Source organism: Streptomyces sp. NRRL B-3229 (genome assembly GCF_000719505.1).
In the GTDB taxonomy this organism is placed as follows: Bacteria; Actinomycetota; Actinomycetes; order Streptomycetales; family Streptomycetaceae; genus Streptomyces; species Streptomyces griseorubiginosus.
This window is the reverse complement of the sequence record NZ_JOGP01000029.1, coordinates 43,734-68,359: the sequence shown is the minus strand read 5'-3', so window position 1 is coordinate 68,359 and position 24,626 is coordinate 43,734. Positions and strand designations below refer to the sequence as shown.

Here is a 24,626-nt window from a genome sequence, read left to right as displayed (position 1 = left end):
TGATCTCACGCGGGCAGCCACCGCCGCACCCGGGCCATGAGGTCGCTCGTGTCGACGGGCTTGGTGACGTAGTCGTTGGCCCCCGACGCGAGGCTCTTCTCCTGGTCGCCCGGCATGGCCTTCGCGGTGACCGCGATGATCGGCAGTTCCGCGTACTGCGGCATCGAACGGATCTCCGTGGTGGCCGTGTAGCCGTCCATCTCCGGCATCATCACGTCCATCAGGACCAGCGAGATGTCCGGGTGGGCGAGCAGCATCTCGATGCCCTTGCGGCCGTTGTCGGCGTGCAGGACCTGGAAGCCGTGCAGTTCCAGCACGCCGCTGAGCGCGAAGAGATTGCGGGCGTCGTCGTCGACCACCAGCACCGTCCGGCCGAGGAACGAGTCGTCCACCACCTGCGCGGCGGGCCGCTGCGGCTCCTCGGAACGCACCAGCGACAGCACGTCACCGGGCTGCTCGGCGGACAGGTGCAGGGTGATGCGCTCCCGCAGGTCGTCCAGGCTGGACAGGAAGTCCAGCGGCCGGTCGCCCGCCAGGGCCCGCAGCCCCTGCTCCTGGCCGAGGGACACCCGGTGCCCGGTGTGCACCAGGACCGGGACGCTGGCCAGCGCCGAGTCGCCGCGCATGGCCTCCAGGAAGTCGGCGCCCTCGTCGTGCGGCATGCCGAGTTCGAGGACGACACAGTGGCAGGGGTCGGCCGCCAGCGTGCTCGCCGCCTCCTGCGCCCCGACGGCCGTGATGATGTCGATCGCCCCGTGCGGATCGCCGGAGTCCTGCGCGAGATCCGCGACCGCCCGCTCGGCGACGAGCGTGAGCAGACCGCGCGGCCGCTCCTCGATGACCAGCAGACGACGCCTGCGCTGCTCGGAGGAGGGCGCCGGGCCCGTGAGCGCGCGGGGCGCCGACTCCTCCTCGTCGTTGTCCACGCCGTCGTGCCCCTGCTCCAGCGACCGCGTCCCGCCGTTCTCCAGCAGCTCCTCGAAGTCGGCGCGGGCCACCGGGAGATGGAGGGTGAAGGTGCTGCCCTGGCCGGGTGTGCTGTCCACGGTGACCGCGCCGCCCAGCAGGTGGGCGATCTCGCGCGTGATGGACAGACCGAGCCCGGTGCCGCCGTACTTGCGGCTGGTCGTGCCGTCGGCCTGCTGGAACGCCCCGAAGATCGTCTCGAGTTGCTGCTGCGGGATGCCGATGCCGGTGTCCTTGACCCGGAACGCCACGATCGGTCCGCCGCGGTGCACGCCCGGCGGGACCTCCCGGTCGGCGGCGGGCTCGATACGCAGTTCCACCCCGCCCTGCTCGGTGAACTTCACCGCGTTCGACAGCAGGTTGCGCAGGATCTGACGCAGCCGGGAGTCGTCGGTGAGCAGGTCGACCGGGGTGCCGGGCGCCGTGGCGACCGTGAACTCCAGGCTCTTCTGGGAGGTCATCGGCCGGAACGTCGCCTCGACGTACTCCAGCAGCTGGCGCAGCGGCACCCGCTCCGGCGTCACGTCCATCTTGCCCGCCTCGACCTTGGACAGGTCGAGGATGTCGTTGATCAGCTGGAGCAGGTCCGAGCCCGCCGAGTGGATGATGCCCGCGTACTCGACCTGCTTCGGGGTGAGGTTGCGCGAGGGGTTCTGCGCCAGCAACTGGGCCAGGATCAGCAGGCTGTTGAGCGGGGTGCGCAGTTCGTGGCTCATGTTGGCCAGGAACTCCGACTTGTACTTCGAGGCCAGCGACAGCTGCTGGGCCCGGGTCTCCAGTTCCTGGCGGGCCTGCTCGATCTGGAGGTTCTTCGCCTCGATGTCGCGGTTCTGCGAGGCCAGCAGGGAGGCCTTCTCCTCCAGCTCGGCGTTGGACCGCTGGAGCTCTTCCTGCTGGACCTGCAACTCCTCGGAACGGGCCTGGAGTTCGGCGGTCAGCCGCTGCGACTCGTCGAGCAGCTCGTCGGTGCGGACGTTGGCCACGATGGTGTTGAGGTTGACGCCGATGGTCGGCATCAGCTGGGCCAGGAAGTCCTGGTGGATCTGGGTGAAGCGGGTGACGGACGCCAGCTCGATCACCCCGAGCACCTGCTCCTCGACCACGATCGGCAGCACCACCAGCGCGGTCGGGGACACCTGTCCGAGACCCGAGGAGATGGTGACGTACCCCTCGGGCAGTTCCTCGACGGTGACCATACGGCGGTTGCGCGCGGCCTGTCCGACCAGCGAGCGCCCGACCGGGATCCGCGTGGGCCGCTCCTCGTCGTCGGGATAGCCGTACGACCCCACCAGCCGCAGTTCGTGGCCGCGCACGGTGTCCTCGGCGAGGAAGAAGGCGCCGTACTGGGCCGCCACCAGAGGAGTGAGCTCGTCCATGATGAGCTCGGCGACCACGGGCAGGTCCCGGTGGCCCTGCATCAGGCTGGAGATCCGGGCCAGGTTCGTCTTCAGCCAGTCCTGCTCCTGGTTGGCCCGGGTGGTCTCGCGCAGGGACTCCACCATGGAGTTGATGTTGTCCTTGAGCTCGGCGACCTCACCGGAGGCCTCCACGTTGATCGACCGGGTCAGGTCGCCCTCGGCGACGGCGCTGGCGACCTCGGCGATCGCGCGGACCTGCCGGGTGAGGTTCCCGGCCAGCTCGTTGACGTTCTCCGTGAGCCTCTTCCAGGTGCCCTCGACGCCCTCGACCTCGGCCTGTCCGCCGAGGCGTCCCTCGCTGCCGACCTCGCGGGCCACGCGGGTGACCTCGGCGGCGAACGAGGACAGCTGGTCGACCATCGTGTTGATGGTCGTCTTCAGCTCCAGGATCTCGCCCCGCGCGTCGACGTCGATCTTCTTCGACAGGTCACCGTTGGCCACCGCGGTCGTCACCAGGGCGATGTTGCGGACCTGCCCGGTGAGGTTGTTGGCCATGGAGTTGACGTTGTCGGTGAGGTCCTTCCAGGTGCCGGCCACGTTGGGCACGTGCGCCTGCCCGCCGAGCCGTCCCTCGGTGCCGACCTCGCGGGCGACGCGGGTGACCTCGTCGGCGAACGCGGACAGCGTGTCGACCATGGTGTTGATGACGTCCGCGAGGGCGGCGACCTCGCCCTTGGCCTCGACGGTGATCTTCTGCGAGAGGTCACCGCGGGCCACGGCGGTGGCGACCTGGGCGATCGAGCGGACCTGCCCGGTCAGGTTCGACGCCATCACGTTGACGTTGTCGGTGAGGTCCTTCCAGGTCCCCGACACGCCCCGCACGATCGCCTGACCGCCGAGGTTGCCTTCGGTGCCGACCTCGCGGGCGACGCGGGTGACCTCGTCGGCGAAGGCGGAGAGCTGGTCGACCATCGTGTTGATGGTCTCCTTCAGCTCCAGGATCTCGCCGCGGGCGTCCACGGTGATCTTCTGGGACAGGTCGCCGTTGGCCACGGCGGTGGCGACCTGGGCGATCGAGCGGACCTGCCCGGTCAGGTTGCCCGCCATGAAGTTCACGGAGTCCGTCAGGTCCCGCCAGGTGCCCTTGACGCCCTTGACGTCCGCCTGACCGCCCAGGCGCCCCTCGGTGCCGACCTCGCGGGCGACACGGGTGACCTCGTCTCCGAAGGCGGACAGCTGGTCGACCATCGTGTTGATGGTGTTCTTGAGTTCGAGGATCTCGCCGCGGGCGTCCACGGTGATCTTCTGCGAGAGGTCGCCCTGCGCCACCGCCGTCGTCACCTGGGCGATGTTGCGGACCTGGGACGTCAGGTTTCCGGCCATGAAGTTGACCGAATCGGTGAGGTCGCGCCAGACACCGCCCACCCCGGGCACCTGCGCCTGACCGCCGAGACGCCCTTCGCTGCCGACCTCGCGGGCGACGCGGGTGACCTCGTCGGCGAAGGCGGACAGCTGGTCGACCATCGTGTTGACGGTCTCCTTCAGCTGAAGGATCTCCCCGCGCGCGGGCACGTCGATCTTCTGGGACAGGTCGCCCTTGGCCACCGCGGTCGCCACCTGGGCGATGTCACGGACCTGCGTGGTCAGGTTGCCCGCCATCGCGTTGACCGAGTCGGTCAGGTCCGCCCAGGTGCCGGAGACGCCCGGGACCTCCGCCTGGCCGCCCAGGGTGCCCTCGGTGCCGACCTCGCGGGCCACACGGGTGACCTCGGACGTGAACACGGACAGCTGGTCGACCATGCCGTTGAAGACCGTGGCGATGTCGCCCAGCAGACCCTGTCCGTCGGACGGCAGCCGGGTGCCGAAGTCGCCGTCGCGCACGGCGGTCAGCCCGGCCAGCAACTGCCGCAGTTCCTGCTCGCCCGGGGCCTGCTCCCGAGCCTCCGTCGACGTGCTGGTCATGGCACCCTCGTTCCGCTCCCCAAAGAGTCCCCGCCCCGGGGACTCGGAACCGCGCCGGGCCCTTTCCAGAGCCCGCTCACCAGCGACGTTCCCGCACCCCACGGGGCTGCCCGATGAGAAATCCGTCGAAGGTTAACCCAGGTTCCGAGCGGCGGCCAAAGCATGGCGGGAGCGTTGTGGCACAGCGAAAATACAGGTCACGCCCCTGGTGTGAGCGGGGCGATCCCGGGTACTCGTGCCCATTTTCAGTTATCCGGGTCCGTCGCCGCCAGGGCGTCCTCCAGGGTCGGGTGAAAGGGCACGAAGGTGTCGAGCCCCACGAGCTGCAAGGTGCGCAGCACGGCCCCCCGCGCCCCCACCAGCCGCAGCCAGCCCTGCGCCGTCTGGGTCGTGTGGAAGGCGCCGATCAGGGCGTTGACACCGCTGGAGTCCATGAACGTGACCTGGCTCAGGTCGACCACGACCCGGCGACCGGCGGCCGTGTCCGCCGCGGACAGGGCCCGCGTCAGGCCGCCCACGCTCTGGTGGTCGATCTCTCCGTCGAGACCGAGGACGGTGATGTCGTCGGTCTCGGTGCGGACCACGGTCAGTCTGCCGTGGCCCACTGCTTCCCGGTTGTCTGCCACTTGTTGCGTCCTCTGCGCGTTCGATGGGGGCTCTCACGCCGTTGTTGCCACCGGTGCCCACGAAGTCCGAGTGCGAAGCATGCGACGGCTTTTTCGTTCTTCGGCGGCACCGATTCTGGTCGGTACAGGAGTAAGGCGCGCAGGACGGGGTAGCCGCGCGCCCATGAACGGGGTACTGGAGTTGGTCGGCGGGATGCGGTTCCTGCCTGAGGAGTGTTCGCGGATGCCGGAAGCCGCACCTGTCGAGGTGACCGTGGCCCTGGACGGAGCGGACGGCTGTATCGCCGACGCGCGGGACCAGACGTCGAAGTTCCTGACGCGGGTGCAGGGGGAGTGGGGGCTGCCGGTGTCGGCCCGCACCAGGGATCTGGGGCAGCTGGTGGTGAGCGAGCTGGTCACCAACGCGCTGAAGTACGCGCCCGGGCCGGCGCTGCTGCACCTGAGCATCCGTGAGGGCATGCTGCAGATCGAGGTGTGGGACAGCGATCCCACCCTTCCACTGGCCCGCGCCGCCGACGCCGGGCGGGTGGGGCAGCACGGTCTGGAGATCGTGATGGCGGTGGTCCAGGGCTTCGAGGCCCGCAGGGAGTCCGTGGGCAAGCGCATCACGGCCCGCCTGACGCTGTCCGACGGCGGTCCGGACGTCCCCGACTGAGGGGAGCCCGGACCAAGGGCGACCGGCTCAGTCCAGGTGGTCGGCCACGAGAAGCGCGAACTCGTCCGGTGAGGCGAGCCGGATGTCCAGCTCCTCCGCTTTGGCGCGCTTGGATCCCGCGCCCTCACCGGCGACCACGAGGGTGGTCTTCCGCGAGACACTGGAGGAGGAGCGGCCGCCGGCCCGCTCGATGAGTTCGTTCATCTGGTTGCGGCTGAGGCTTGCCAGGGGCCCGGTCATCGCGCCGGTGACGACCACCGTCATGCCGGCGAGGGGCCCTGCGTCCGGGTTGTCGGCCGCTTCGGTCGTCCCCGCCGTGTCGCGCTCGTCCGCCGCGGGCGGGGGAGTGGCGCCCGGTTCGGTCATGTTCACCCCGGCCGCGGCGAGTCTGTCGATCAGCTCCGACAGCTCGGCCAGCTCCGCCGCGATGGAGGGAGCCTTTTCGGGGCCGATGCCCTCGACCTGCTGGAGGGCCTCGGCGTCGGCGGCACGGATGCGGTCCATCGTGGCGAAGTGCCGGGCGATGCGGCGGGACATGGAGCGGCCGGTGCCGCGGACCCCGAGCGCGCACAGCACCCGTGACAGCGGCCGCGTCCGGGCGGTGTCGATGGCGGACAGCAGATTGTCCGTGCTGGTCGCGCCCATCCGCTCCAGCGCCAGCAGCTGCTCCCGGGTCAGGGCGAACAGGTCGGCCAGATCCGCGACGAGTCCCGCCTCGACGAGCTGCACGACCCGCGTGGCACCCAGGCCCTCGATGTCGAGCTGGTCGCGGCCGGCGGCGTAGGAGAGGGACGCCACGAGATGGCAGTTGCGGCCCTGCTCGCACCGCCAGCGTTCCTGACCGGTGTCGATGGCGGAGCCGCACCGGGGGCACACCTCGGGGAACTCGATCGGCTGCTCGTCGCCGGTGCGCAGATGGGCCACCGGCGCCTCGACGCGCGGGATGACGTCACCGGCCCGATGGACCATGACGTGATCGCCGAGCCTCAGGTCACGGCGGGTGATGTCGGCGGGGTTGTGCAGGGTGGCGTAGGTGATGGTGGCGCCTTCGATCTGCACCGGCTCCAGGACGCCGCGCGGAGCGATGATCCCGGTGCGGCCCACGTTCCACTCCACCCCCACCAGGCGGGTGATCTTCTCCACCGCCGGGAGTTTGTAGGCGATGGCCCAGCGCGGGGCGCGCGACCCGGAACCGGCGGCCCGCTGGTCGGCGGCCAGGTCGGCCTTGACGACGATGCCGTCGATCCCGAAGGGCAGCTCCGCACGCAGCCCTGCGATCTCCCGCACCCGCTCCAGGACCTCTGCCGCCGTCGAGGCCGTGACCGTGGGCACCGCGGTCGCCGAAGTGGTGTGCACGCCCAGCCGAGCGGCCAGGGCCATCAGCTCGCTGTGGGCCAGTACGTCCAGCCGCTCCGTCAGCTCGGCGTCGGTGTCGGGCAGGGGCAGCAGGCCGTAGCCGAAGAACGTCATCGGTACCGTGTAGGCCCGGTCCTTGGCCCGCAGGGTGCCGGCGGACGCGCCGCGGGGGTTGGCGAACGGCTGTCCGCCGTGCGCGGTGCGCACCTCGTTGGCGTGCTCGAACTGGGCCGTCGTCATGAGGACTTCGCCGCGCACCTCCACGGTCAGCGGCTGGTCCAGCTTCTCCGGCAGCCCTTCGAGGGTGCCGAGGGCGTGCGAGACGTCCTCCCCGGCGATCCCGTCGCCGCGCGTGATCAGCCGGGTCAGCCGCCCCTCGGTGTAGCGGGCCGCGACGGCGAGACCGTCGAGCTTGGCCTCCACGCTGAACCGCTCCACCTCGTGCCCGATCCGGCGGGCCAGTGAGGCCGTCCAGGCGGTGAACTGCTCGGGCGAGAACACGTTGTCCAGGCTCAGCATCGGCACGGTGTGCGGCACATCGCCCTCGACCGCGCCGCCGGCGACCTTGCCCGTGGGGGAGTGCGGCAGCACCTGGTCGGGGTGGGCGGCCTCCCACGCGGCGATACCGCGCACCAGCCGGTCGTAGGCGTCGTCGTCGAGCGGGGAGGCGCCGTCCGTGTAGTAGGCCGCGGCGGCCGCCACGACGTCCTCGACGGCCTGCGCGTAGGCGGCGTCATCCACGATCTGAGCAGCTGGTGTGGTCATGGACTCATCCTGCCTGCCACCACTGACAACGCCGGATGTCCGGCAGCCGTCGACAGGTCTCAGGCGGCGACCGGTCCGAGGAGTCGACCGGTCCCAGAAGCCGACCGGTCTCAGAAGCCGACCGGACTCGGTCGTCGACCAACCTCAGGCGTCGACCGGTACGGAGGCACGGTCGCGGGTGTCGGCGGCCGGGGCGATGAGGATGGCGGACGCGACGAACACCAGAACCACGATCATCGCCGAGCGCAGCCCGTAGTGGTCGCCCAGGAAACCGAGCGCCGGCGGTCCGACGAGGAAGGCGACGTAACCGATGATGGCGACGAGCGAGACCCGCGCGGTCTGTTCGGGGCCCGAGTCGCCGGCCGCCGACAGCGCCACCGGGAAGCCGAGGGAGGCCCCGAGCCCCCAGAACAGCACCGAGACCGCCGCTATGACCACGTTGTCGGAGAAGATCACGAGAACCAGGCCGACGGCACCGGAGACGGCGCTCGCACGTACGACCGCGGCCCGCCCGAAGCGGACGAGGAAGTACGTGCCGCAGAAGCGGCCCAGGGTCATCGCGGCGGCGAAGCCGACGTAGACGAGCGATCCGGCGGTGGCGTCCAGGCCGTGGCCGTCCACCATGAGCAGCGGCAGCCAGTCGTTGGCCGCCCCTTCGGCCAGGGCCATGGCCAGCACGATCGCGCCGATGAGGAGCAGCTTGCGATCCTTCCAGACCTGCGGAGCCGCACCCTTGACCGGCTCGGCCGTGCCGGTCCCGGTGCTCAGGCCGACGCCCCCCACCAGCGCCCGTGAGGCATGGAGCAGCATCCCCGTGGCGACCAGGGCGACCACGCCGAGGTGCCAGGAGACGGGAACCTCCGCCGCCGTGGCCGTCATTCCGGCGAGGGCGCCGATCACCGTGCCCAGGCTGAAGCAGCCGTGCAGGGTCGGCAGCACCGGGCGCCCGGTGATCCGTTCCACGTCGGCGCCGTCCACGTTGACCGCGACCTCGCCCGCCCCGATGCCCGCGCCGAACAGGAAGAGGCCGGTCGTGACCAGGGGAGCGGACGCGGCGGCGCTGCCCGCCCCGATGACACCCGTGGCCGCCACGATCAGGCCGGTCCCCAGGAGGATCACGGGCCGGGTGCCCAGGCGCGCCACGAGCCGGCCGGAACACAGGATGCCGAGCATGGATCCCACGGACAGGCCGAACAGGATCAGCCCCATCTGCCCGGTGGACGCGCCCAGTCGGTCCCGCACGTCCGGAGTGCGCGTGACCCAGGAGGACAGGGCGATGCCCGGGAGGAAGAAGAAGAGGTACAGGGCCTGTCGGCGCCGGCGCACGGCGGGGGCTGTCAAGAGAGGGCTCCGCGGGGTTCGGAAGAATGGCGGGCAGGTGACGGGTCCCGCGCACATCGGATATGCACAAATGTACATAACCTCCGGGCGCGGGAGAAGAGAGGGCGGACCCCCAGATGACCGGCAGCAACCGCGGCCCCAACGACCCGCTGCGCCGCGAGCGCATCCTCGACGCGGCCCTCGACGTCATCGCCGAGCACGGCGCCATCAAGGTGACCTACCGCAGGATCGCGGCGGCCGCGGGGGTGCCGCTCGGATCGCTCACCTACTACTTCGACGACATGCAGCACCTGCTCACCGAGGCCTTCACGCGCCTCGCCGAGTCCGTCTCCTCGCGCTACGGCGCCCTGCTGACGGCGGCGCGCACTCCCGAGGAGGCACAGGAGGCCGTCGTCGAGATCATCTGCGGCAAGGTCTGGGGCACCGACCGCAATCTGCTGCTCAGCTACGAGCTGTACGCCTTCGCCACCCGCCACCCCGAGCTGCGGACGGTCATGCGCTCCTGGATGCAGGCCAGCCGGGACTCCCTGGCCCGGCACTTCGACCCGCTCACGGCCCGGGCGCTCGACGCGCTCGTGGAGGGCTTCTCCATCCACAACTCCGTCGACGCCCGGCCCACGGACCGCGCGGACGTGGCCGCGGTCGTACGGGCCGTGGTGGACCGCCGTACGACGACGGCGGACAGGCCTGGTCCCCGCGAACAGCGCCTTGCGGGGACCCGGCCCGGTACCGCACCGCCCGCTACTTGAGAGGCGCGGGCCGGTCGTAGACGTGGTCCGGTGTCACGATCTCAGTGATCGCCCGGGCGAGCAGCGACGACGGTTCCTGGCCCTGGTACAGGATGTCGGTGTTGATCATCAGCACCAGGGTGGCCTGCCGCGAGGGCAGGTACACGGTCACGGTCTCGTAGCCGGGGATGGAGCCGTTGTGCCCGATCCAGCCGCCGCTCTCGAAGATGCCGAGGCCGTAACGCAGGCCCGGATGCCCGGTGGGCAGCATCTTCAGCCTCTCGGCCTGCGTCTTCGGGCGCAGCAGTGTTCCGGTGGCGACGATCTTCGCCCAGCGGTGCAGGTCGTTCAGGTCGGAGATCATCGCCCCGGCGGCCCAGGCCCAGCTCGGATTCCAGTTCGTGCTGTCGGCGACCTCACCGCTGAGCGTCTGGTTCGTGTAGCCGTGCGGGTGCGGCCGCGGGAACTCGAAGGTCTCGGGCAGCAGCGTGTGGGGCAGCCGCGCGGGACGCAGCACCCGCCTCCCGAGGAAGTCGGCGAGAGGTCGCCCGCTGACCCTCTCGACCACCAGCCCGAGCAGGACGAGGTTGGTGTTGGAGTACTGGAACTGCGTGCCCGGCGCGAAGGTGTTCCTGTGCTTGAAGCCGTACGCCAGCACCTGCCGCGGGGTGAACGAGCGCTTCGGGTCGCTCAGCAGATCGTGCTGGAAGGCCGCGTCATCGGTGTACGGGAAGAGACCGCTGCGCATCTCGGCGAGGTGGCGCAGCGTGATGCGGTTCCCGCCGGGCACGCCGTGGACGTAGTCGGAGATCGGGTCGTCGAGCCCGATCCGGCCGTCGTCGACGAGTTCGAGCAGCGCGGTGACCGTGAAGGTCTTGGTCTCGCTGCCGATGCGGACGAACATGTCGGTCCTCATGGGTGCGCCGGTGGCCGTGTTCGCGACGCCCGTCGCGCGGACGTAGCTGCCCTCGCCCGGCATCCACAGTCCCGCGACGACCCCGGGAATCCCGGCCTGCCGCCGGACCTTCTCGATGGCCTTGTCCAGCCGTGAGGCCAGCGCACGGTCGAGTTGCCGTGGCGGGCAGTCGTCGTCCACGTACCGGTGCGGTGGGTTCGCCGGCACGGCGGTGGCGGGGGTCGCCGCCAGCGGAGCCATCACGGACGCCACGAGCAGCGCCGCCGCGCAGATGCGGCGGGCGGGGGCCCGGCGTGCGGGGAAACGACAGGCGGGGGTACGACGTCTCACGTCTCGGTGCCTCTTCCGGTTCTGGGCGGCTGCCCCTGGAGCGGTTCGTCAACATCGCTGCCCCGGCCGCGCCGCCCGCGCGCGGTCGGCCCCGGGCGAGTCCACCCGTTCGGCGCCGCCCGAGTCGCTCCGAAGCACTAGCGGGGGTAGGGAGACGGGACCCCCGTGAGTGCGGAACCGGCCCTCCGGCGTGTGATCCTGACGCCATGACCGATCGGCAGCCCCTTGTCATCGTCCGCCCGTCGGAGCGGACCACTGCGGCCGACGACGGCCTGGCCGCGCTGCTGGCGGCCTACCACCTGCGGACGCAGGCCGAGAAGGGGGAGGCCGTAGGCGACGTGGACGACCTGCCGGACCGCTACCGGGCCGAGATCTCCGACCCGTGGACCGCGTTCGCGGACGACGTCGTCCTGGTGGCCCGCCTGGGGGACGCCGCCGTGGGCTGTCTGGTCGTGACCGCCCCGGCCGACGGGCAGTCGGAGATCAAGAGACTCTGGACGGACCCCGCGTTCCGCGGCCGCGGCATCGCGTCCGGACTCCTCGAAGCGGCCCTCGCGCACACCGCGGAACACGGCGTGGACACCGTGCGGTTGTCGGTGTGGCAGTGGCGGACCGGGGCGATCGCACTCTACGAACGCTTCGGCTTCACCGTCACCGGGTCATGGGACGTGCGGGACCGGCTGGTGTGCATGCGGCGCACCGCGGTTTGAGCCCCCCCGCAGCGCCTCGCAGCCCCCCGCAGCGCGCCGCAGTCCCGCGCGGTCAGTCCGTGGAGCCGGGTTTCCAGCCCCAGGCCGTGAGCATGCCTGCCGACAGGGCCGCACATTCGTCGGAGTCCAGGTAGAGGAGTGCCGCGTCGATGGTGTCCTCGTCGACCGTGCCGGTGGCGAGCATCGCCTCCCGGCTGCGCTCCCAGGTGTCCGCCCAGAAGCGGCTGATGGGGCTCCCGGGGGTCAGCGGGGGCACGTACAGCTCGGCCGCGGCGCGCACCAGCCCCGCCCCGCGCAGCAGCTGGGGACAAGACGGCACCCAGGAGACGTCGGTGCCGATGCCGGCGCGCAGTCCCCGCCACATCGCCCGCATCACCTCGGTGTACGGCGTGTCCGGGGTCCGCTCGTTCGTCAGGTCCACCGCGTCGCTCAGCACCAGCACACCACCCGGTGCGACCAGTTCGGCCAGGTTCGCGATGACCCGCTCCCGTTCGGGCAGGTGCATCAGCACGAAGCGGGCGTGGACGAGCCGGAACCGGCCTGTGACGAAGCCCGGCGCGGTGATGTCGCTCTCCCGCACCTCCAGACCGGGCACGGGGCGACGCGCGAGGAAGCGCACGTCACGGTCCACGGCCAGCACGCTGTCGACGCCGGCCTCCTCCAGCAGTCGGCGGGACACGGTGCCCGTGCCGGCCCCCACGTCCAGACAGCTCCACCCCGGACCGGCCCCGAGGGCCCGCAGTCGCGCCATGGTGATCTCGTCGTAGGCCAGCGCGCCGTAGTCGATGCGCTCGCCCTCGCCCTCCTGTTCGGGCCGGAAGACGTCCTCGCCGTAGCGACCGCCACCACCCTGGCCCTCCGCCGACGCCGCCATCACATCGCCGCCGGTGCGCAGCAATGCGGTGAGTGGAGACCGCCCGGTGGTCGTCGGCGGCACGGGCGGTGTTGCGACTCCTGAGGACGACCGAGGTGAGCGCCGTCGTACGGTTTCATGTCCGGACCTCTTCACGCAGCGGGGGGTACCCGGCGGCCCGTCCGGCGCCGCCGTCCGACCGATGTTCCCCGTGCGGCCGCCCGCGGCACCGAGGCGCGCCGCCTCTGAGCCGATCGGAGCAGGGGACAGCCGTACGGCGGCGAGGTCACTCCGCGCTGCGCAGCGCGCTCCAGGTGTCGTGGGCGACGACACCGTCAGCGTCCAGACCCCGGTCGCTCTGGAAGGCCTCGACGGCGGACTCGGTACCGGTCCCGAACTCACCGTCGACACCGCCGCCGCCCACGGCGTATCCGCGCTCGGTCAGGATGCACTGCACCTGCCGCACGCGTTTGCCGCTGTCGCCGAGGCGGGTACGGCCGTTGCCGTCGTAGTAGGTGCACTCGGAGAGCCAGGGCGCGGTACCCGGGCCCGCGGTGGTGCTGTCGTCGGACGGCGTGGGCGAGGAGGAGGCGTCCGGTGCGGCACCGGGAGCGGAGGCCTCGTCGCTCTGGCCGCCGGCCGGACTCGAGGCCACGGACCGCTCCGGGTCGGGGCCGGTGCCCACGTCGGCCTTTCCGCCTTCGGTCGCTTCCTTGTTCAGGGCGCCGTCGAGGTCGGGTCGTGACTGCCCGTCGGAGGTCGCGGATCCGGGCTGGGCCGAGGCGTTCCGGGGCGCGCCGCCGATGGCCCGGACACCGTCTGCGCCCTGGGGGGAGCCACCGCCGGGGCCGTCGGGGTGGGTGAGCAGGACGGCCAGTGCGGCCACGACGCAGATCACGAGACCCGCGGCGACGGTCCGCCAGGGTCTCTCCCGGAGCCGGGCGACGACTCCGACGGGGCCGGAGGTCCGTTCGGACTCCGCCGCCGACGCGGGGGGCCGTTCCGCCGACGCCGCCGGCAGCGGTACCACAGGCTCCGGGGTGGAGGGGGCGGACGGGACTGACGGCCCCGGCAAGACGGGCTCGGCGACGGGCCGGAGCGGCCGCGGTGGCAGGCCCTCCCGACCCCGGAGCCGGACCATGCTCGCGACCGGCATCCGATGCAGTGTCTCGTACGCCCGCTGCCGGGCCGCCACCTCCTCGCCCAGCGGCTCCGGCCACACGGACGGCACAGCGCGCGACCGGGCGGTCTCGATCAGTTCCCGCGGAGTGGGCCGCCGTGCGGGGTCCTTGGCCAGGCAGGCCGTCAGCAGCGCACCCAATTCCGGGTCCACGGCCGCGATCTCACCGATCACGTCGGGGTTCGGTTCCTCGAACGCGACCCGGTGCATGACGTCGACGCCGGTCCCGTCGCCGAACGGGGCGCGCCCGGCCGCCGCGTACACCAGTGTCCCGCCCAGGGAGAACAGGTCGGACGCCCCGTCCGACAGGCCCTCCCGTAAGTGTTCGGGAGACATGTAGGCCGGGGTCCCCACCCGGTTGCCCGTACCGGTGATCGCGCTCGCGTCCACGGCCTTGGAGATTCCGAAGTCGATCACATGCGCGCCCCGGATCGTCAGGAGCACGTTGGAAGGCTTGAGGTCCCGGTGCACGATCTCCTCGGCGCCGAGGGCCGCGAGTGCCTGTCCCAGCTCCGCCACCAGCCGCCACACCGCGGCGGGCGCCAGCGCTCCGGCCTCCTGTACGGCCTCCGCGAGGTCGAAGCCGGGGAGGTACTCCGTGGCCATCCACAGCAGTTCGTCCTCGAAGCCCGTCCCGCACAGACGGGGGGCGTGCGGTGTGCGCAGTCGGGCGTGCACGGACGCCTCGCGCTCGAACCGGCGCCGGAACCGGGGGTCCTCCGCGTACTCCGGTCTGATCACCTTCACCGCGACCAGACCGGGACTGTCGTCCGCGGGACGCGCCAGGTAGACCCGCCCCATGCCCCCACTGCCCAGCAGGGCGACGGGCACGTACGGGCCGACCCGCGGTGGGTCGGTGGGCCGCAAGGGTGAGGCGCCGGTCCGCCTCAGCGCCGCCGCCGAGTCGTCCGTCGGCACGGGCCGCTGTCCCGACAAGAAATCCCCCGAAGTCACATTCGATGCACGCCTGTTCGGCCCCCGTGAGGGACGAGGTTAACCCAGTCGATGCGCACAGTCAGCGATTCACTCACTTAAGTCACTTCGACCACGCCTGCGGCTCTCGCCCACCCGGTCTCGCGCTACGGGGTCCGCGGCAGGCTGATGTGGAGGGCGCACACGTCGTCGGGGTGGTCGGCGTGGGCCAGGGACATGTGCAGGGTGGTGAGACTGTCGGGGCCGGAGGTGTCCAGGACCGCCGCGGCTGTCGTGGCCAGGGCACTCAGGCCCGCGGTCAGGTCCTGCCCGGGGTGCTCGATCAGGCCATCGGTGAACATCAGCAGTTGGTCGTCCTCCTCCAGCCGCAGCGTGGCTTCCGCGAACACCGGGGTGGTGGTGGCGCCGAGGAGGATGCCGGCGGGCCGCTCGAGGATCCGGGCCTCGCCGTCCCGCACCAGCAGGGGCGGCAGGTGGCCGGCCTGCGCCCAGGTGAGAGTGCGGTCGGCGGGACGGTAGCGGGCCACGATCATCGTCGCCGTGGTGTGCCGGTCGGCGAGGGAGTGCAGGTGCATCAGGAGAGCGTTGAGCCGGGTGAGCGCGTCCGTCAGACTCGACCCGGTGATGATCATGCCTTTGGCCGTGAAGCGGAGCTGAGCCATCGTCGCGACGGCGTTGATGCCGTGCCCCATAACGTCCCCGATGACGAACAGGGCGTCCCCGTCGGGGAGTTCGATGGCGCTGTACCAGTCGCCGCCGACGCTGATGCCCCGCTCGGCGGGGTGGTAGAACGCGTTCGTCCACAGCCCGGCCAGCGTGGCGGGACCCGTGGGCAGCGGCAGCAGCGCCTGCTGGAGCCGGGCCGCCATCCTGCGTTCGGCCTGGAGCAGCCCGCGCTGGGCGGAGACGGCGCGTTCACTGCTGAGCAGGGCGAGTTCCGCGTCCCGCTGCCCGGAGAGGTCCTGGAAGAAGCCGTGGACCTCCAGCGGGGTGCCGTCCGCGTCGGTGATGGCCTCGGCGACGATCCGCAGATGCCGCACGCCCGCCCTGGTGGTGATGCGGAAGGGCTGGTCGATGGCGGTGCCGTCGCTCAGCAGCCGCTGCGCCGCCACCGTCAGCCCGGGCAGGTCCTCGGGCAGGACCCACTCGGGCAGGTCCTCCAGGCGCAGCGGTCCGAGGCTCTGGTCCCGGTCGAAGATCGTGAACACGTGCGGGGACCAGGTGATGGTGTCGCTGATGAGGTTCCAGTCGGCCCAGCCCAGATTGCCCAGCCGCTGGAGGGTGGCCAGGCGCTGCTCCTGCCGTGCCGTGATGTCGTGCCGGACCCAGGAGACGACGAGGTGCTCGCCGAGCCGGGCCACCCGCAGGGAGAAACTGGAGTGCCGCGGGATGCCGGCCACCACCTCCTCGTAGGTGAACGGCTCGCCCGCGAACGGCCGGCCCGTGGCGAGGACGTCCAGGTAGCCCTTCCACATCTCCGTACCGGCGAAGGTCGGATAGCACTCCAGGACCCGCAGGCCGACGAGTTGACGTCCGGTACGGCCGGCGACGTCCACCGACTCGGGTGCCGCGGCCTCGATGCGGAAGTCCTCCACCACCCCGTCGGCCGAGGACAGCGGGGAGAGCAGGATCACCGACCCCGGCAGCACGTCGAAGATCTGCTGCACACTGTCGACGGACGGCTTGCGGCGGGAGACCTCCGAGTCGAGGGTCGTCAGCCGTCCCGCGCACAACTGCACCGCGGCCACGAGCAGTTCGCGTTCGGCAAGCGTGAAGGGGCGGTCGGTGCCGCGCAGCACGGCGACGATCTCCTCGGCCTCACCGCCCATGTCCACCGGCAGCCAGGCACGCGACGGCCACCGGCGCACGGTGTCGTCGGGCACCAGGAACGCCTCGTACGGCTCGGGCCCCTCCGACCACAGCGGTTCCCGGGCGGGCCACGGATCGCGTACGGCGGTCCCGTCCCCGGCGACGGCCAGTCGCTGCCAGCGGACGGCGTCCACCCCGTCGATGCCGGCGTGCCCGGCCAGCCGCACGGTGTCGCCGGCGGCGAGATAGATCAGTACGGCACCGGCCTCGACGCCGTCCGAGAGGTGTTCCAGCAGACAGCGGGCCAGCTCGTGCCGGTCCCGCACGTTCGCCAGGCTCAGGCCGAGCCTGCCCAGCAGCAGCGCGGTGTCGCGGGGCGCGCCCGTCGGGGCGGGGCGGGGGGACGGCTCTGCGGGCACCAGGTACTGGGCCGAGTCGAACACCGAACCGCCGGTGTCGCTCTCCGGTCGCTGACGGCGCCGCCCGCGCCGTCGACGGACCGGACGGATGGCCCCCAGCGTCAGCCAGCACTCCTCCACGAGGGTGCGGCCGGCCTCGGCGGACCGGTCGAGGAGCAGTTCGTAGGCCTCCTGGGCGGAACACCCCTCCTGCACCATCACGGCGCCCTTGGCCCGTTCCAGCACCGGAAGCAGGGCCGCGACCCGCTGAAGATCAACGATCTCGGCCCGCTGGCGTGCGACTACTTTCGCCAGCGCCGGGGAGTCGGACGCCGCTCCTTGCCGAGGCGGCTGTTCCCGTGACGTCACGCGTCGAGCATCGCACAGCCGACGGCCGTGGTCAGCAGGTGCGCCGACCGGGTCAGTGGGTGGAGAGCATCCCCTGGCGCAGCCGGGTCAGCGTGCGCGAGAGCAACCGCGAGACGTGCATCTGGGAGATGCCGAGGCGCTCGCCCATCTCCGACTGCGTGAGCTCCTCGACGAACCGCATGTGGATGATCAGCCGCTCGCGCTCCGTGAGACCGGCGATGAGGGGGGCCAGCGCGTGGAAGTCCTCCACCAGCTCCAGGGCCGTGTCGTCGGCGCCGATGAAGTCCTGGAGGACCGACTCGCCGTCCTGGCTGCCGCTGATGGTGGCGTCCAGGGAGGCGGAGTTGTAGCCGTTGGCGGCGATGCGGGCCTCGATGACCTCGTTCTCGGGCAGGCTCATCAGTTCCGACAGTTCCTTCACCGTCGGGGTGCGGCCGAGGCGGCTGCGGAGTTCCTCGGTGGCGCGGGCCAGCTGGACGCGGGCCTCCTGGAGCCGGCGCGGCACGTGGACGGCCCAGGTGGTGTCGCGGAAGAACCGCTTGATCTCGCCGACTATGTAGGGGATGGCGAACGAGGTGAACTCCGCCTCGCGGGACAGCTCGAACCGGTCGATCGCCTTGATCAGGCCGATCATGCCGACCTGGACGATGTCCTCCATCTCCTCCGGACCACGGCTGCGGAACCGGCCGGCCGCGAAGCGGACCAGGGACATGTTCATCTCGATCAGCGTGTTGCGGGCGTACTGGTACTCGGGCGTGCCCTCTTCCAGCACGGCCAGCTGCTCGAAGAACAGCCGCGACAGCTGCCGCGCGTCCTTGGGCGCCACCTGGGAGGGCTCCGCCAGCTGGGGCAGCTCGGTGGTCCTCGCTGCGGACGTTGTCCTTGTCGTCACCGCCATGATTGTTCCCCTCCCGGAATCAAACCCTCAGCGCCGCCCACCCCGGCGGCCGACAAACCCGCGCCTACCCCGGCGTCCACGATCCACTCCTGCTGTTCGGAAGGCAATCTGCCAGACCCTGGAAAACGCGTCCTGCGAATCAGGCGCCGGTCGGTTCGAGGCGGACCACGACGCCCTTGGAGGCGGGCTGGTTGCTGATGTCGGCGACGCTGTCCAGCGGGACCAGGACGTTGGTCTCGGGGTAGTAGGCGGCGGCGGAGCCCGGTGCCGTCGGGTAGGAGACGATCGAGAAGTCCGCGGCCCGGCGCTCGGTGCCGTCCGCTGCGACACTGACGAGATCGACGTGGTCGCCCTGCGCCAGCCCCAGTCGGGAGAGGTCGGCCGGGTTGACCATGACGACGTGCCGGCTGCCGTGGATGCCCCGGTAGCGGTCGTTCAGCGTGTAGGGGACGGTGTTCCACTGGTCGTGCGAGCGCAAGGTCTGGAGCAGCAGATGGCCCTCGGGGGCCCTGGGGACCACCCGCTCGTTGCAGCTGAACATGGCCTCGCCGGACGCGGTGTCGAACACCCCCTCGTTGACCGGGTTGGGCAGCTGGAAGCCGCCGGGGCGCGTCACCCGCGCGTTGAAGTCGTGGAATCCCGGCACGATGCGCGCGATGCGGTCGCGGATCGTGCCGTAGTCCGCCTCGAACCGGTCCCAGGGGATGTCCGTCCTGCCGTCGAGGGTGCGGCGGGCCAGCCGGCACAGGATGGCGACCTCGCTGAGCAGCAGCCGGGACGCCGGTTCCAGGCGGCCCTGGGAGGTGTGCACCTCGCTCATGGAGTTCTCCACGGTGACGAACTGCTCGCCGTCTGCCTGGACGTCACGCTCCGTGCGGCCGAGGGTCGGCAGGATCAGCGCGGTGTCCCCGCACACGGTGTGCGAGCGGTTGAGCTTGGTGGAGATGTGGGCGGTCAGCCGGCACGAGCGCATCGCCTCCTCGGTGACCTCGCTGTCGGGAGCTGCCCGCACGAAGTTGCCGGCGAGGGCCAGGAACACCTTCACGCGGCCCTCGCGCATCGCCTTGATCGAGTTGACCGAGTCGAGGCCGTGCGGGCGCGGCGGGTCGAAGCCGAACTCCTTCTGGAGAGCGTCCAGGAACGTGTCCGGCATCTGCTCCCAGATGCCCATGGTGCGGTCGCCCTGCACGTTGCTGTGCCCGCGCACCGGGCAGGCGCCGGTACCGGCCCGGCCCAGATTGCCGCGCAGCAGCAGGAAGTTGACGATCTCCCGGATCGTGGGCACGCCGTGCTTGTGCTGGGTGATGCCCATCGCCCAGCAGACGACGACCCGTTCACTGCGCAGGACCTCGTCGCGGACCTTCTCGATCGCCTCGCGGGTCAGTCCGGTCGCCGTCCGCACCTCGTCCCAGTCGACGCTGCGGGCGTGCTCGGTGAACTCGTCGAATCCGCTGGTGTGGGCGTCGATGAAGTCGTGGTCCAGCACGGTGCCGGGCCGGGCGTCCTCGGCCTCCAGCAGCAGCAGGTTCAGGGCCTGGAACAGGGCGAGGTCGCCGCCGGGCTTGATGTGCAGGAAACGGTCGGCGATCTGGGTGCCGCGGCCGACGACACCGCGCGGCTTCTGCGGGTTCTTGAAGCGCCGCAGCCCCGCCTCGGGCAGCGGGTTGACCGCCACGATGCGGGCGCCGTTCCGCTTGGCCTCCTCCAGCGCGGAGAGCTGGCGCGGGTGGTTGCTGCCCGGGTTCTGCCCCACCAGGAAGATCAGGTCGGCGTGGTGGAGGTCGTCGAGGCTGACAGTGCCCTTGCCGGTGCCCCAGCGTCTCGCTCAGGGCGAAGCCGCTGGACTCGTGGCACATGTTGCTGCAATCAGGCAGGTTGTTGGTGCCGAAGGCGCGGGCGAAGAGCTGGAGCACGAAGGCGGCCTCGTTGCTGGCCCGGCCCGAGGTGTAGAAGACCGCCTCGTCGGGGGAGTCCAGCGAGGTGAGCTCGCCGGCCAGCACGCCGAGGGCGTCCTGCCATGCGAGGGGCTCGTAGTGGTCGGAGCCCGGCCGCTTGATCATCGGCTCGGTGAGGCGGCCCTGCTGGTTGAGCCACATGTCGGAGCGCTCGGCGAGCTCGGACACGCTGTGCTCGCGGAAGAAGTCGGCGGTGATCCGGCGGGTCGTGGCCTCGTCGTTGATGTGCTTGGCGCCGTTCTCGCAGTACTCGTTGCGATGGCGGTTCCCTGGCTTCGGATCAGCCCAGGCGCAGCCGGGGCAGTCGATCCCGCCCACCTGGTTCATCGTCAGCAGGTCGACCCCGGTCCTGCGCGGTGAGGTCTGCTCCAGCGAGTACTCCAGCGCGTGCACGACCGCGGGAACCCCCGCCGCCCACTTCTTCGGCGGTGTCACGGAGAGGGTGTCCTCCGGCTCCTGACCTGACGGGTGCTGCATCGGTACGCCTCTCTTGTGCGGGTCCGGAACGCGGGTCAGCCGACGGGCCACCGGGCCACCCGGCTCCTCGGCGGTTCCGGGTGGTCGTGCTGGACGCGGCCGTTGCGGATGGTGCCGCGCCACGCGCCACACTCCTGCCCGACCCCCTCGATGTAGTCCTTGAAGCTCCCGAGCTCGCGGCGCACCAACCGGGCGACCACCTGCGTGCCCTTGGACGAGCCCAGGAGCAGCTTCGCGGCCCCGCGCGGTTCCAGGCGCATCCGGACGGTGACCGCCGTGCCGCCCGACCGTGTCGGCCTGAACCGCACCTCGCCCTGATGGGAGGGGTGCTGGTCAAGACCGCGCCAGATCAGGCACGTGTCAGGGTCCTGCTCCACGATCTCCACGGGGAAACGGTGGCGCAGCGGGCCGTAGCCGATGGTCCACGCGGTCACGGTGGGCCTGACCTGTTCGACGGCGTGCACCACGGCCGAGAAGCGCGGGAAGGTCTTGAACTGCGTCCACTGGTTGTACGCCGTACGCACCGGAACGGCGACCTCGACGGTCTCCTCGACGTGCTGCCGCGACTCGTCTGCGCGTGCCATCGTGGCCTCTCCTCCGGTCGGCGAACCGGGCTCACGCGCCCGGGCTCCTCTCCCGGTTCCCAGATCGCGCCCTTCGAGTCGCCCGAACAGGCATGTGAACTGCTCGGGCCCGGCCTGCGCGCGGCCTTTCGGTGAAACGGATTTCACAGGAAACGTTTGTATGCGCGCGGACGGTAAACACGATGTGCTGACGCAGTCCTTATCTCATGAAGGAAGAGGGACAGACACCATGGGAATCCTCGCGTGGATCATCATCGGCCTGCTCGCCGGAGCGATCGCCAAGGCCATCATGCCGGGCAAGGACCCCGGCGGTGTCATCATCACCATGCTCATCGGGATCGTGGGCGCCCTGCTCGGAGGATGGCTGGGCAAGGTGATCTTCGGCGTCGACTCGGTCGACGGGTTCTTCGAGATCTCCACCTGGATCGCCGCGATAGTCGGCTCCCTCATCCTGCTCGCCCTCTACCGGGTCTTCACCGGTAACCGAGGGCGCTCCCACCGGCACGCCTGACGTCTCGCCAGCGCCTACAGGTCGATAAATCGACCACTGCCCCGTGGGCCGGGATCCATCAGCGGATTCCGGCCCACGGGGCTTTGCGCGTCCTTCTGGGGCTGCCGGAGTCACGACTCGCCTCCCGCCGTGTGCCGCACCAGAGCCGGGACGAAGGCGTCCCACACGGCCCTCGGCACGTCGTGCCCCGCCCCTTCCAGGACGAGCAGCTCCGCGCCGGGTACCGCGTCGCGCAGCGCCTCGCCGTGTGCCGGGGGCAGCAGTGGGTCGAGGTCGCCGTGCACCACGAGCGTGGGGGCCGTGATGTCGCCGAAGCCGCCCCCGGACGGCTCGTCGAACCCGATGGCGTAGTGGTTCAGCAGCGTGGACGCGTAGTTCCTGGCACGCGCCACGTCCCGTTCGGCCAGCGCCCGGATCGCGGCCTCGTCGAAGTACGGCGACCCGCCGGCGCACGCCCTCGCCCCGGCGACCACGTACGCGACGACCGCGGCCGGGTCGGAGGCATCCGGTGCGGCCGGCATGGCCAGGTCCGCGGCGGGCGGCGGCAGGTCGGCGGCGCCGGTCGAGGTCGACACGAACGTCAGCGTCGCGACCCGGTCGGGCCGGTCCACCCCGAGGAGGAGACCGATCCCGCCGAACATCGACTGACAGACCAGATGGGCGCGCTCGACACCGAGGGCGTCCAGGATGCCCAGCACGTCCTGGGCCAGGTCGGCGTAGGTGTACGTCGGCCGCCCGGGCGGGCAGCAGGTCGAGCGGCCGGTGTCCCGGTGGTCGTACCGCACCACGAACCGGCCACCGGCGGCGATCCGTACGCACAGTTCGGCGTCCCACCACAGCATCGAGGCGCAGGCCCCGGCGACCAGCACGATCGCCTGGGCCGAGGGGTCTCCGAAGGTCTCGACGCACAACTCGGCACCGTTGATGTCGAGGAGCCGCTCGCCGTGGGAGTGAGGGGCGGTGCCGGAGGCCATACCTGGAACGCTAGCCCGCACCGCCGGGCATCGTGGCCCACGGCACCGCCGCGTCCGGCGAAGGGCCGTTCTAACCGGCCCCGTACACCGGCCGCGGCACCTCCGCCTCCGCCAGCAGTTGCAGCGCCGTCTCGCCCGCCTGTTCCGGGGTCCAGCGGGCTCCCTTGTCGACCGTGGGTCCGGGCCGCCAGCCCTCCATCACGGTGATCCGGCCGCCCTCGGCCTCGAAGACCCGTCCGGTCACCCCGGCGGACGCGGGGGAGGCGAGCCAGACGACCAGCGGGGAGACGTTCTCCGGGGCCATGGCGTCGAAGCCGCCGTCGCCGGGGGCGGCCATGGTCTCGGCGAAGGTCGCCTCGGTCATCCGGGTGCGGGCGGCCGGGGCGACGGCGTTGACCTGGACGCCGTAGCGGGCCAGTTCAGCGGCCGCGACCAGCGTCAGCCCGACGATTCCGGCCTTCGCCGCGCTGTAGTTGCCCTGCCCGACCGAGCCCGCAAGGCCCGCCCCGCTGCTGGTGTTCACCACCCGCGCGACCGGGGTCCGCCCGGCCTTCGCCTCCCCGCGCCAGTGTGCGGCGGCATGCTTCAACGGCAGGAAATGGCCCTTGAGATGGACGCGCAGGACGGCGTCCCAGTCGTCCTCGTCGAGGTTGACCAGCATCCGGTCGCGCAGGAACCCGGCGTTGTTGACCAGGGCGTCCAGACGGCCGTACGTCTCCAGGGCCGTACGGACGAGGGACGCGGCGCCCTGGGTCGTCGCGATGTCACCGCCGTGCGCGACCGCCCGTCCCCCGAGTGCCCGGATCTCATCGACGACCTGCTGCGCGGGCCCGGCAGCGCTACCGGTCCCGTCGACGCCGACCCCGAGGTCGTTGACGACGACCGCGGCGCCCTCCGCCGCGAGGGCGAGCGCGTGCGCGCGGCCGAGTCCACGGCCGGCGCCGGTGACGACGGCGACGCGTCCGGTGCACAGTCCGTTCATGGGGATCATCCTCACGTCGTGGGTCGGTGGCTGCTGACCGGTCGGGCGACGGCCGTGGCCGGCGGATGGGCCGGTCAGACGGCTCGTGGGTTGGGCTGGGGACGGCTCACTGGGCGGTCGGCGGTCGGCGGTCGGCTCGCGGGTCGGGCTGCCGGACGACTCGTGGGTCCCTCGGTGGCCGCCGGCTCAGCGGTTGGCGGTGGCCGCGTCGAGGAATGCCGGTCGCTCCCCGCCGCCGTGCACGAAGAGGCTCGCACCGGAGATGTAGGAGGCGCGGTCGGAGGCGAGGAACGCGCAGGCGTCGCCCACCTCGGCGGGGTCGGCGAGCCGGCCGAGCGGGACGGTGCGCCCCACGGCGGCCACGCCCTCCTCGTCGCCGTAGTGCAGCCGGGTCAGTTCGGTGCGGACCATGCCCAGCACCAGGGTGTTGACCCGCACGAGCGGGGCCCACTCCACGGCCATGGTCCGGGCGAGCTGATCGAGACCCGCCTTCGCGGCCCCGTAGGCCGCCGAACCGGGGGAGGGGCGGCTGCCGCTGACGCTTCCGATCATCACGATCGACCCGCCCTCGGGCTGCTCGCGCATCACCTCGTAGGCGGCCAGGGACGCGGTGAGCGGGGCCAGCAGGTTCAACTCGACCACGCGCGCGTGCCGTTGGGCCCCGCCCTCGTCCAGCATCCGGTACGGCGTGCCGCCCGCGTTGTTGACCAGGACATCGAGGCGGCCGCATTCCCGGCGCACCCGCTGGAAGAAGCCGGTCACCGCGTCGGCGTCCCGGAGGTCCAGCGGCAGGAACCGGGCCGTGCGCCCGTCGGCCCGCACCGGCGCCTCCGGTGGGCGCCTGGCGCAGACGACGACCTCGGCGCCCGCCTCCAGCAGGGCCCGGGTGATGCCCGCGCCCACCCCGCGCGTGCCGCCGGTGACCACCGCGACCCTGCCGTCCAGCTCGATGACCGATGCCATGAGGCCCTCCCGGAGGGTGCGCTCCGC

General features: G+C 71.5%; 17 protein-coding genes and 1 pseudogene. 4 read left to right on the top strand and 14 right to left on the bottom strand.

Going from position 1 to position 24,626, the window contains the following annotated elements; all coding sequences use genetic code 11:
- Positions 1–5 precede the first annotated feature (5 nt).
- Both IF54_RS0134350 and IF54_RS0134345 read right to left on the bottom strand, forming a co-directional pair.
- Positions 6–4,286, bottom strand: coding sequence for a HAMP domain-containing protein (locus IF54_RS0134350; protein ID WP_030326025.1), 4,281 nt, complete (start codon positions 4,284–4,286; stop codon positions 6–8).
- Positions 4,287–4,531: 245 nt separating this feature from the next.
- A complete protein-coding gene (locus IF54_RS0134345; protein WP_037820997.1) occupies positions 4,532–4,912 on the bottom strand; it encodes an STAS domain-containing protein in 381 nt (126 codons plus the stop codon).
- A gap of 163 nt (positions 4,913–5,075) precedes the next feature.
- Between IF54_RS0134345 and IF54_RS0134340 the strand changes: the two genes are divergently transcribed.
- Positions 5,076–5,567 (top strand): ATP-binding protein, encoded by a 492-nt coding sequence (locus tag IF54_RS0134340; protein WP_037820996.1) that lies wholly within the window; start codon positions 5,076–5,078, stop codon positions 5,565–5,567.
- Positions 5,568–5,594: 27 nt separating this feature from the next.
- On the opposite strand, the gene ligA is transcribed toward IF54_RS0134340, so the two are convergent.
- The gene (gene ligA / locus IF54_RS0134335; RefSeq protein WP_030326019.1) at positions 5,595–7,688 is read right to left on the bottom strand and encodes an NAD-dependent DNA ligase LigA; all 2,094 of its coding nucleotides are present in this window, start codon (positions 7,686–7,688) and stop codon (positions 5,595–5,597) included.
- Positions 7,689–7,832: 144 nt separating this feature from the next.
- Positions 7,833–9,029: an MFS transporter gene (locus IF54_RS0134330; RefSeq protein WP_030326017.1), complete on the bottom strand. Its 1,197-nt coding sequence runs from the start codon at positions 9,027–9,029 to the stop codon at positions 7,833–7,835.
- A 116-nt stretch (positions 9,030–9,145) separates the two neighbouring features.
- Between IF54_RS0134330 and IF54_RS0134325 the strand changes: the two genes are divergently transcribed.
- Positions 9,146–9,778: a TetR/AcrR family transcriptional regulator gene (locus tag IF54_RS0134325; protein WP_051735644.1), complete on the top strand. Its 633-nt coding sequence runs from the start codon at positions 9,146–9,148 to the stop codon at positions 9,776–9,778.
- On the opposite strand, the gene IF54_RS0134320 is transcribed toward IF54_RS0134325, so the two are convergent.
- The gene (locus IF54_RS0134320; RefSeq protein ID WP_051735643.1) at positions 9,771–10,913 is read right to left on the bottom strand and encodes a serine hydrolase domain-containing protein; all 1,143 of its coding nucleotides are present in this window, start codon (positions 10,911–10,913) and stop codon (positions 9,771–9,773) included. The two genes, IF54_RS0134325 and IF54_RS0134320, sit on opposite strands and share 8 nt — an antisense overlap.
- A gap of 296 nt (positions 10,914–11,209) precedes the next feature.
- Between IF54_RS0134320 and IF54_RS0134315 the strand changes: the two genes are divergently transcribed.
- Complete coding sequence (locus IF54_RS0134315) at positions 11,210–11,713, top strand: GNAT family N-acetyltransferase (RefSeq protein ID WP_030326011.1); 504 nt, start codon at positions 11,210–11,212, stop codon at positions 11,711–11,713.
- A 52-nt stretch (positions 11,714–11,765) separates the two neighbouring features.
- Here IF54_RS0134315 and IF54_RS0134310 read toward each other — a convergent pair whose 3' ends face one another.
- From IF54_RS0134310 to IF54_RS0134285, 6 genes and pseudogenes are all read right to left on the bottom strand, one after another.
- Positions 11,766–12,587 (bottom strand): class I SAM-dependent methyltransferase, encoded by an 822-nt coding sequence (locus IF54_RS0134310; protein ID WP_030326009.1) that lies wholly within the window; start codon positions 12,585–12,587, stop codon positions 11,766–11,768.
- A gap of 265 nt (positions 12,588–12,852) precedes the next feature.
- Entirely contained in the window at positions 12,853–14,664 is a 1,812-nt protein-coding gene (locus IF54_RS0134305; protein WP_030326007.1) for a protein kinase domain-containing protein, read from the bottom strand.
- 161 nt (positions 14,665–14,825) lie between these two features.
- Positions 14,826–17,255 (bottom strand): SpoIIE family protein phosphatase, encoded by a 2,430-nt coding sequence (locus IF54_RS0134300; RefSeq protein ID WP_234439127.1) that lies wholly within the window; start codon positions 17,253–17,255, stop codon positions 14,826–14,828.
- A gap of 52 nt (positions 17,256–17,307) precedes the next feature.
- Positions 17,308–18,153, bottom strand: a complete 846-nt coding sequence (locus IF54_RS0134295) for an RNA polymerase sigma factor SigF (RefSeq protein WP_030326004.1) — start codon at positions 18,151–18,153, stop codon at positions 17,308–17,310.
- A 139-nt stretch (positions 18,154–18,292) separates the two neighbouring features.
- A pseudogene (locus tag IF54_RS39955) lies at positions 18,293–20,585 on the bottom strand (FdhF/YdeP family oxidoreductase).
- Between the two features lie 35 nt (positions 20,586–20,620).
- Positions 20,621–21,169 (bottom strand): SRPBCC family protein, encoded by a 549-nt coding sequence (locus IF54_RS0134285; RefSeq protein WP_030326003.1) that lies wholly within the window; start codon positions 21,167–21,169, stop codon positions 20,621–20,623.
- 229 nt (positions 21,170–21,398) lie between these two features.
- On the opposite strand from IF54_RS0134285, the gene IF54_RS0134280 reads away from it, so the two are divergent.
- Entirely contained in the window at positions 21,399–21,680 is a 282-nt protein-coding gene (locus IF54_RS0134280; protein ID WP_030326002.1) for a GlsB/YeaQ/YmgE family stress response membrane protein, read from the top strand.
- 110 nt (positions 21,681–21,790) lie between these two features.
- On the opposite strand, the gene IF54_RS0134275 is transcribed toward IF54_RS0134280, so the two are convergent.
- The 3 genes from IF54_RS0134275 to IF54_RS0134265 form a co-directional block, all read right to left on the bottom strand.
- Positions 21,791–22,654, bottom strand: a complete 864-nt coding sequence (locus IF54_RS0134275; RefSeq protein ID WP_030326001.1) for an alpha/beta fold hydrolase — start codon at positions 22,652–22,654, stop codon at positions 21,791–21,793.
- Positions 22,655–22,724: 70 nt separating this feature from the next.
- Entirely contained in the window at positions 22,725–23,636 is a 912-nt protein-coding gene (locus IF54_RS0134270; protein ID WP_030325997.1) for an SDR family oxidoreductase, read from the bottom strand.
- Positions 23,637–23,822: 186 nt separating this feature from the next.
- The gene (locus tag IF54_RS0134265) at positions 23,823–24,599 is read right to left on the bottom strand and encodes an SDR family oxidoreductase (protein ID WP_030325995.1); all 777 of its coding nucleotides are present in this window, start codon (positions 24,597–24,599) and stop codon (positions 23,823–23,825) included.
- Positions 24,600–24,626 lie beyond the last annotated feature (27 nt).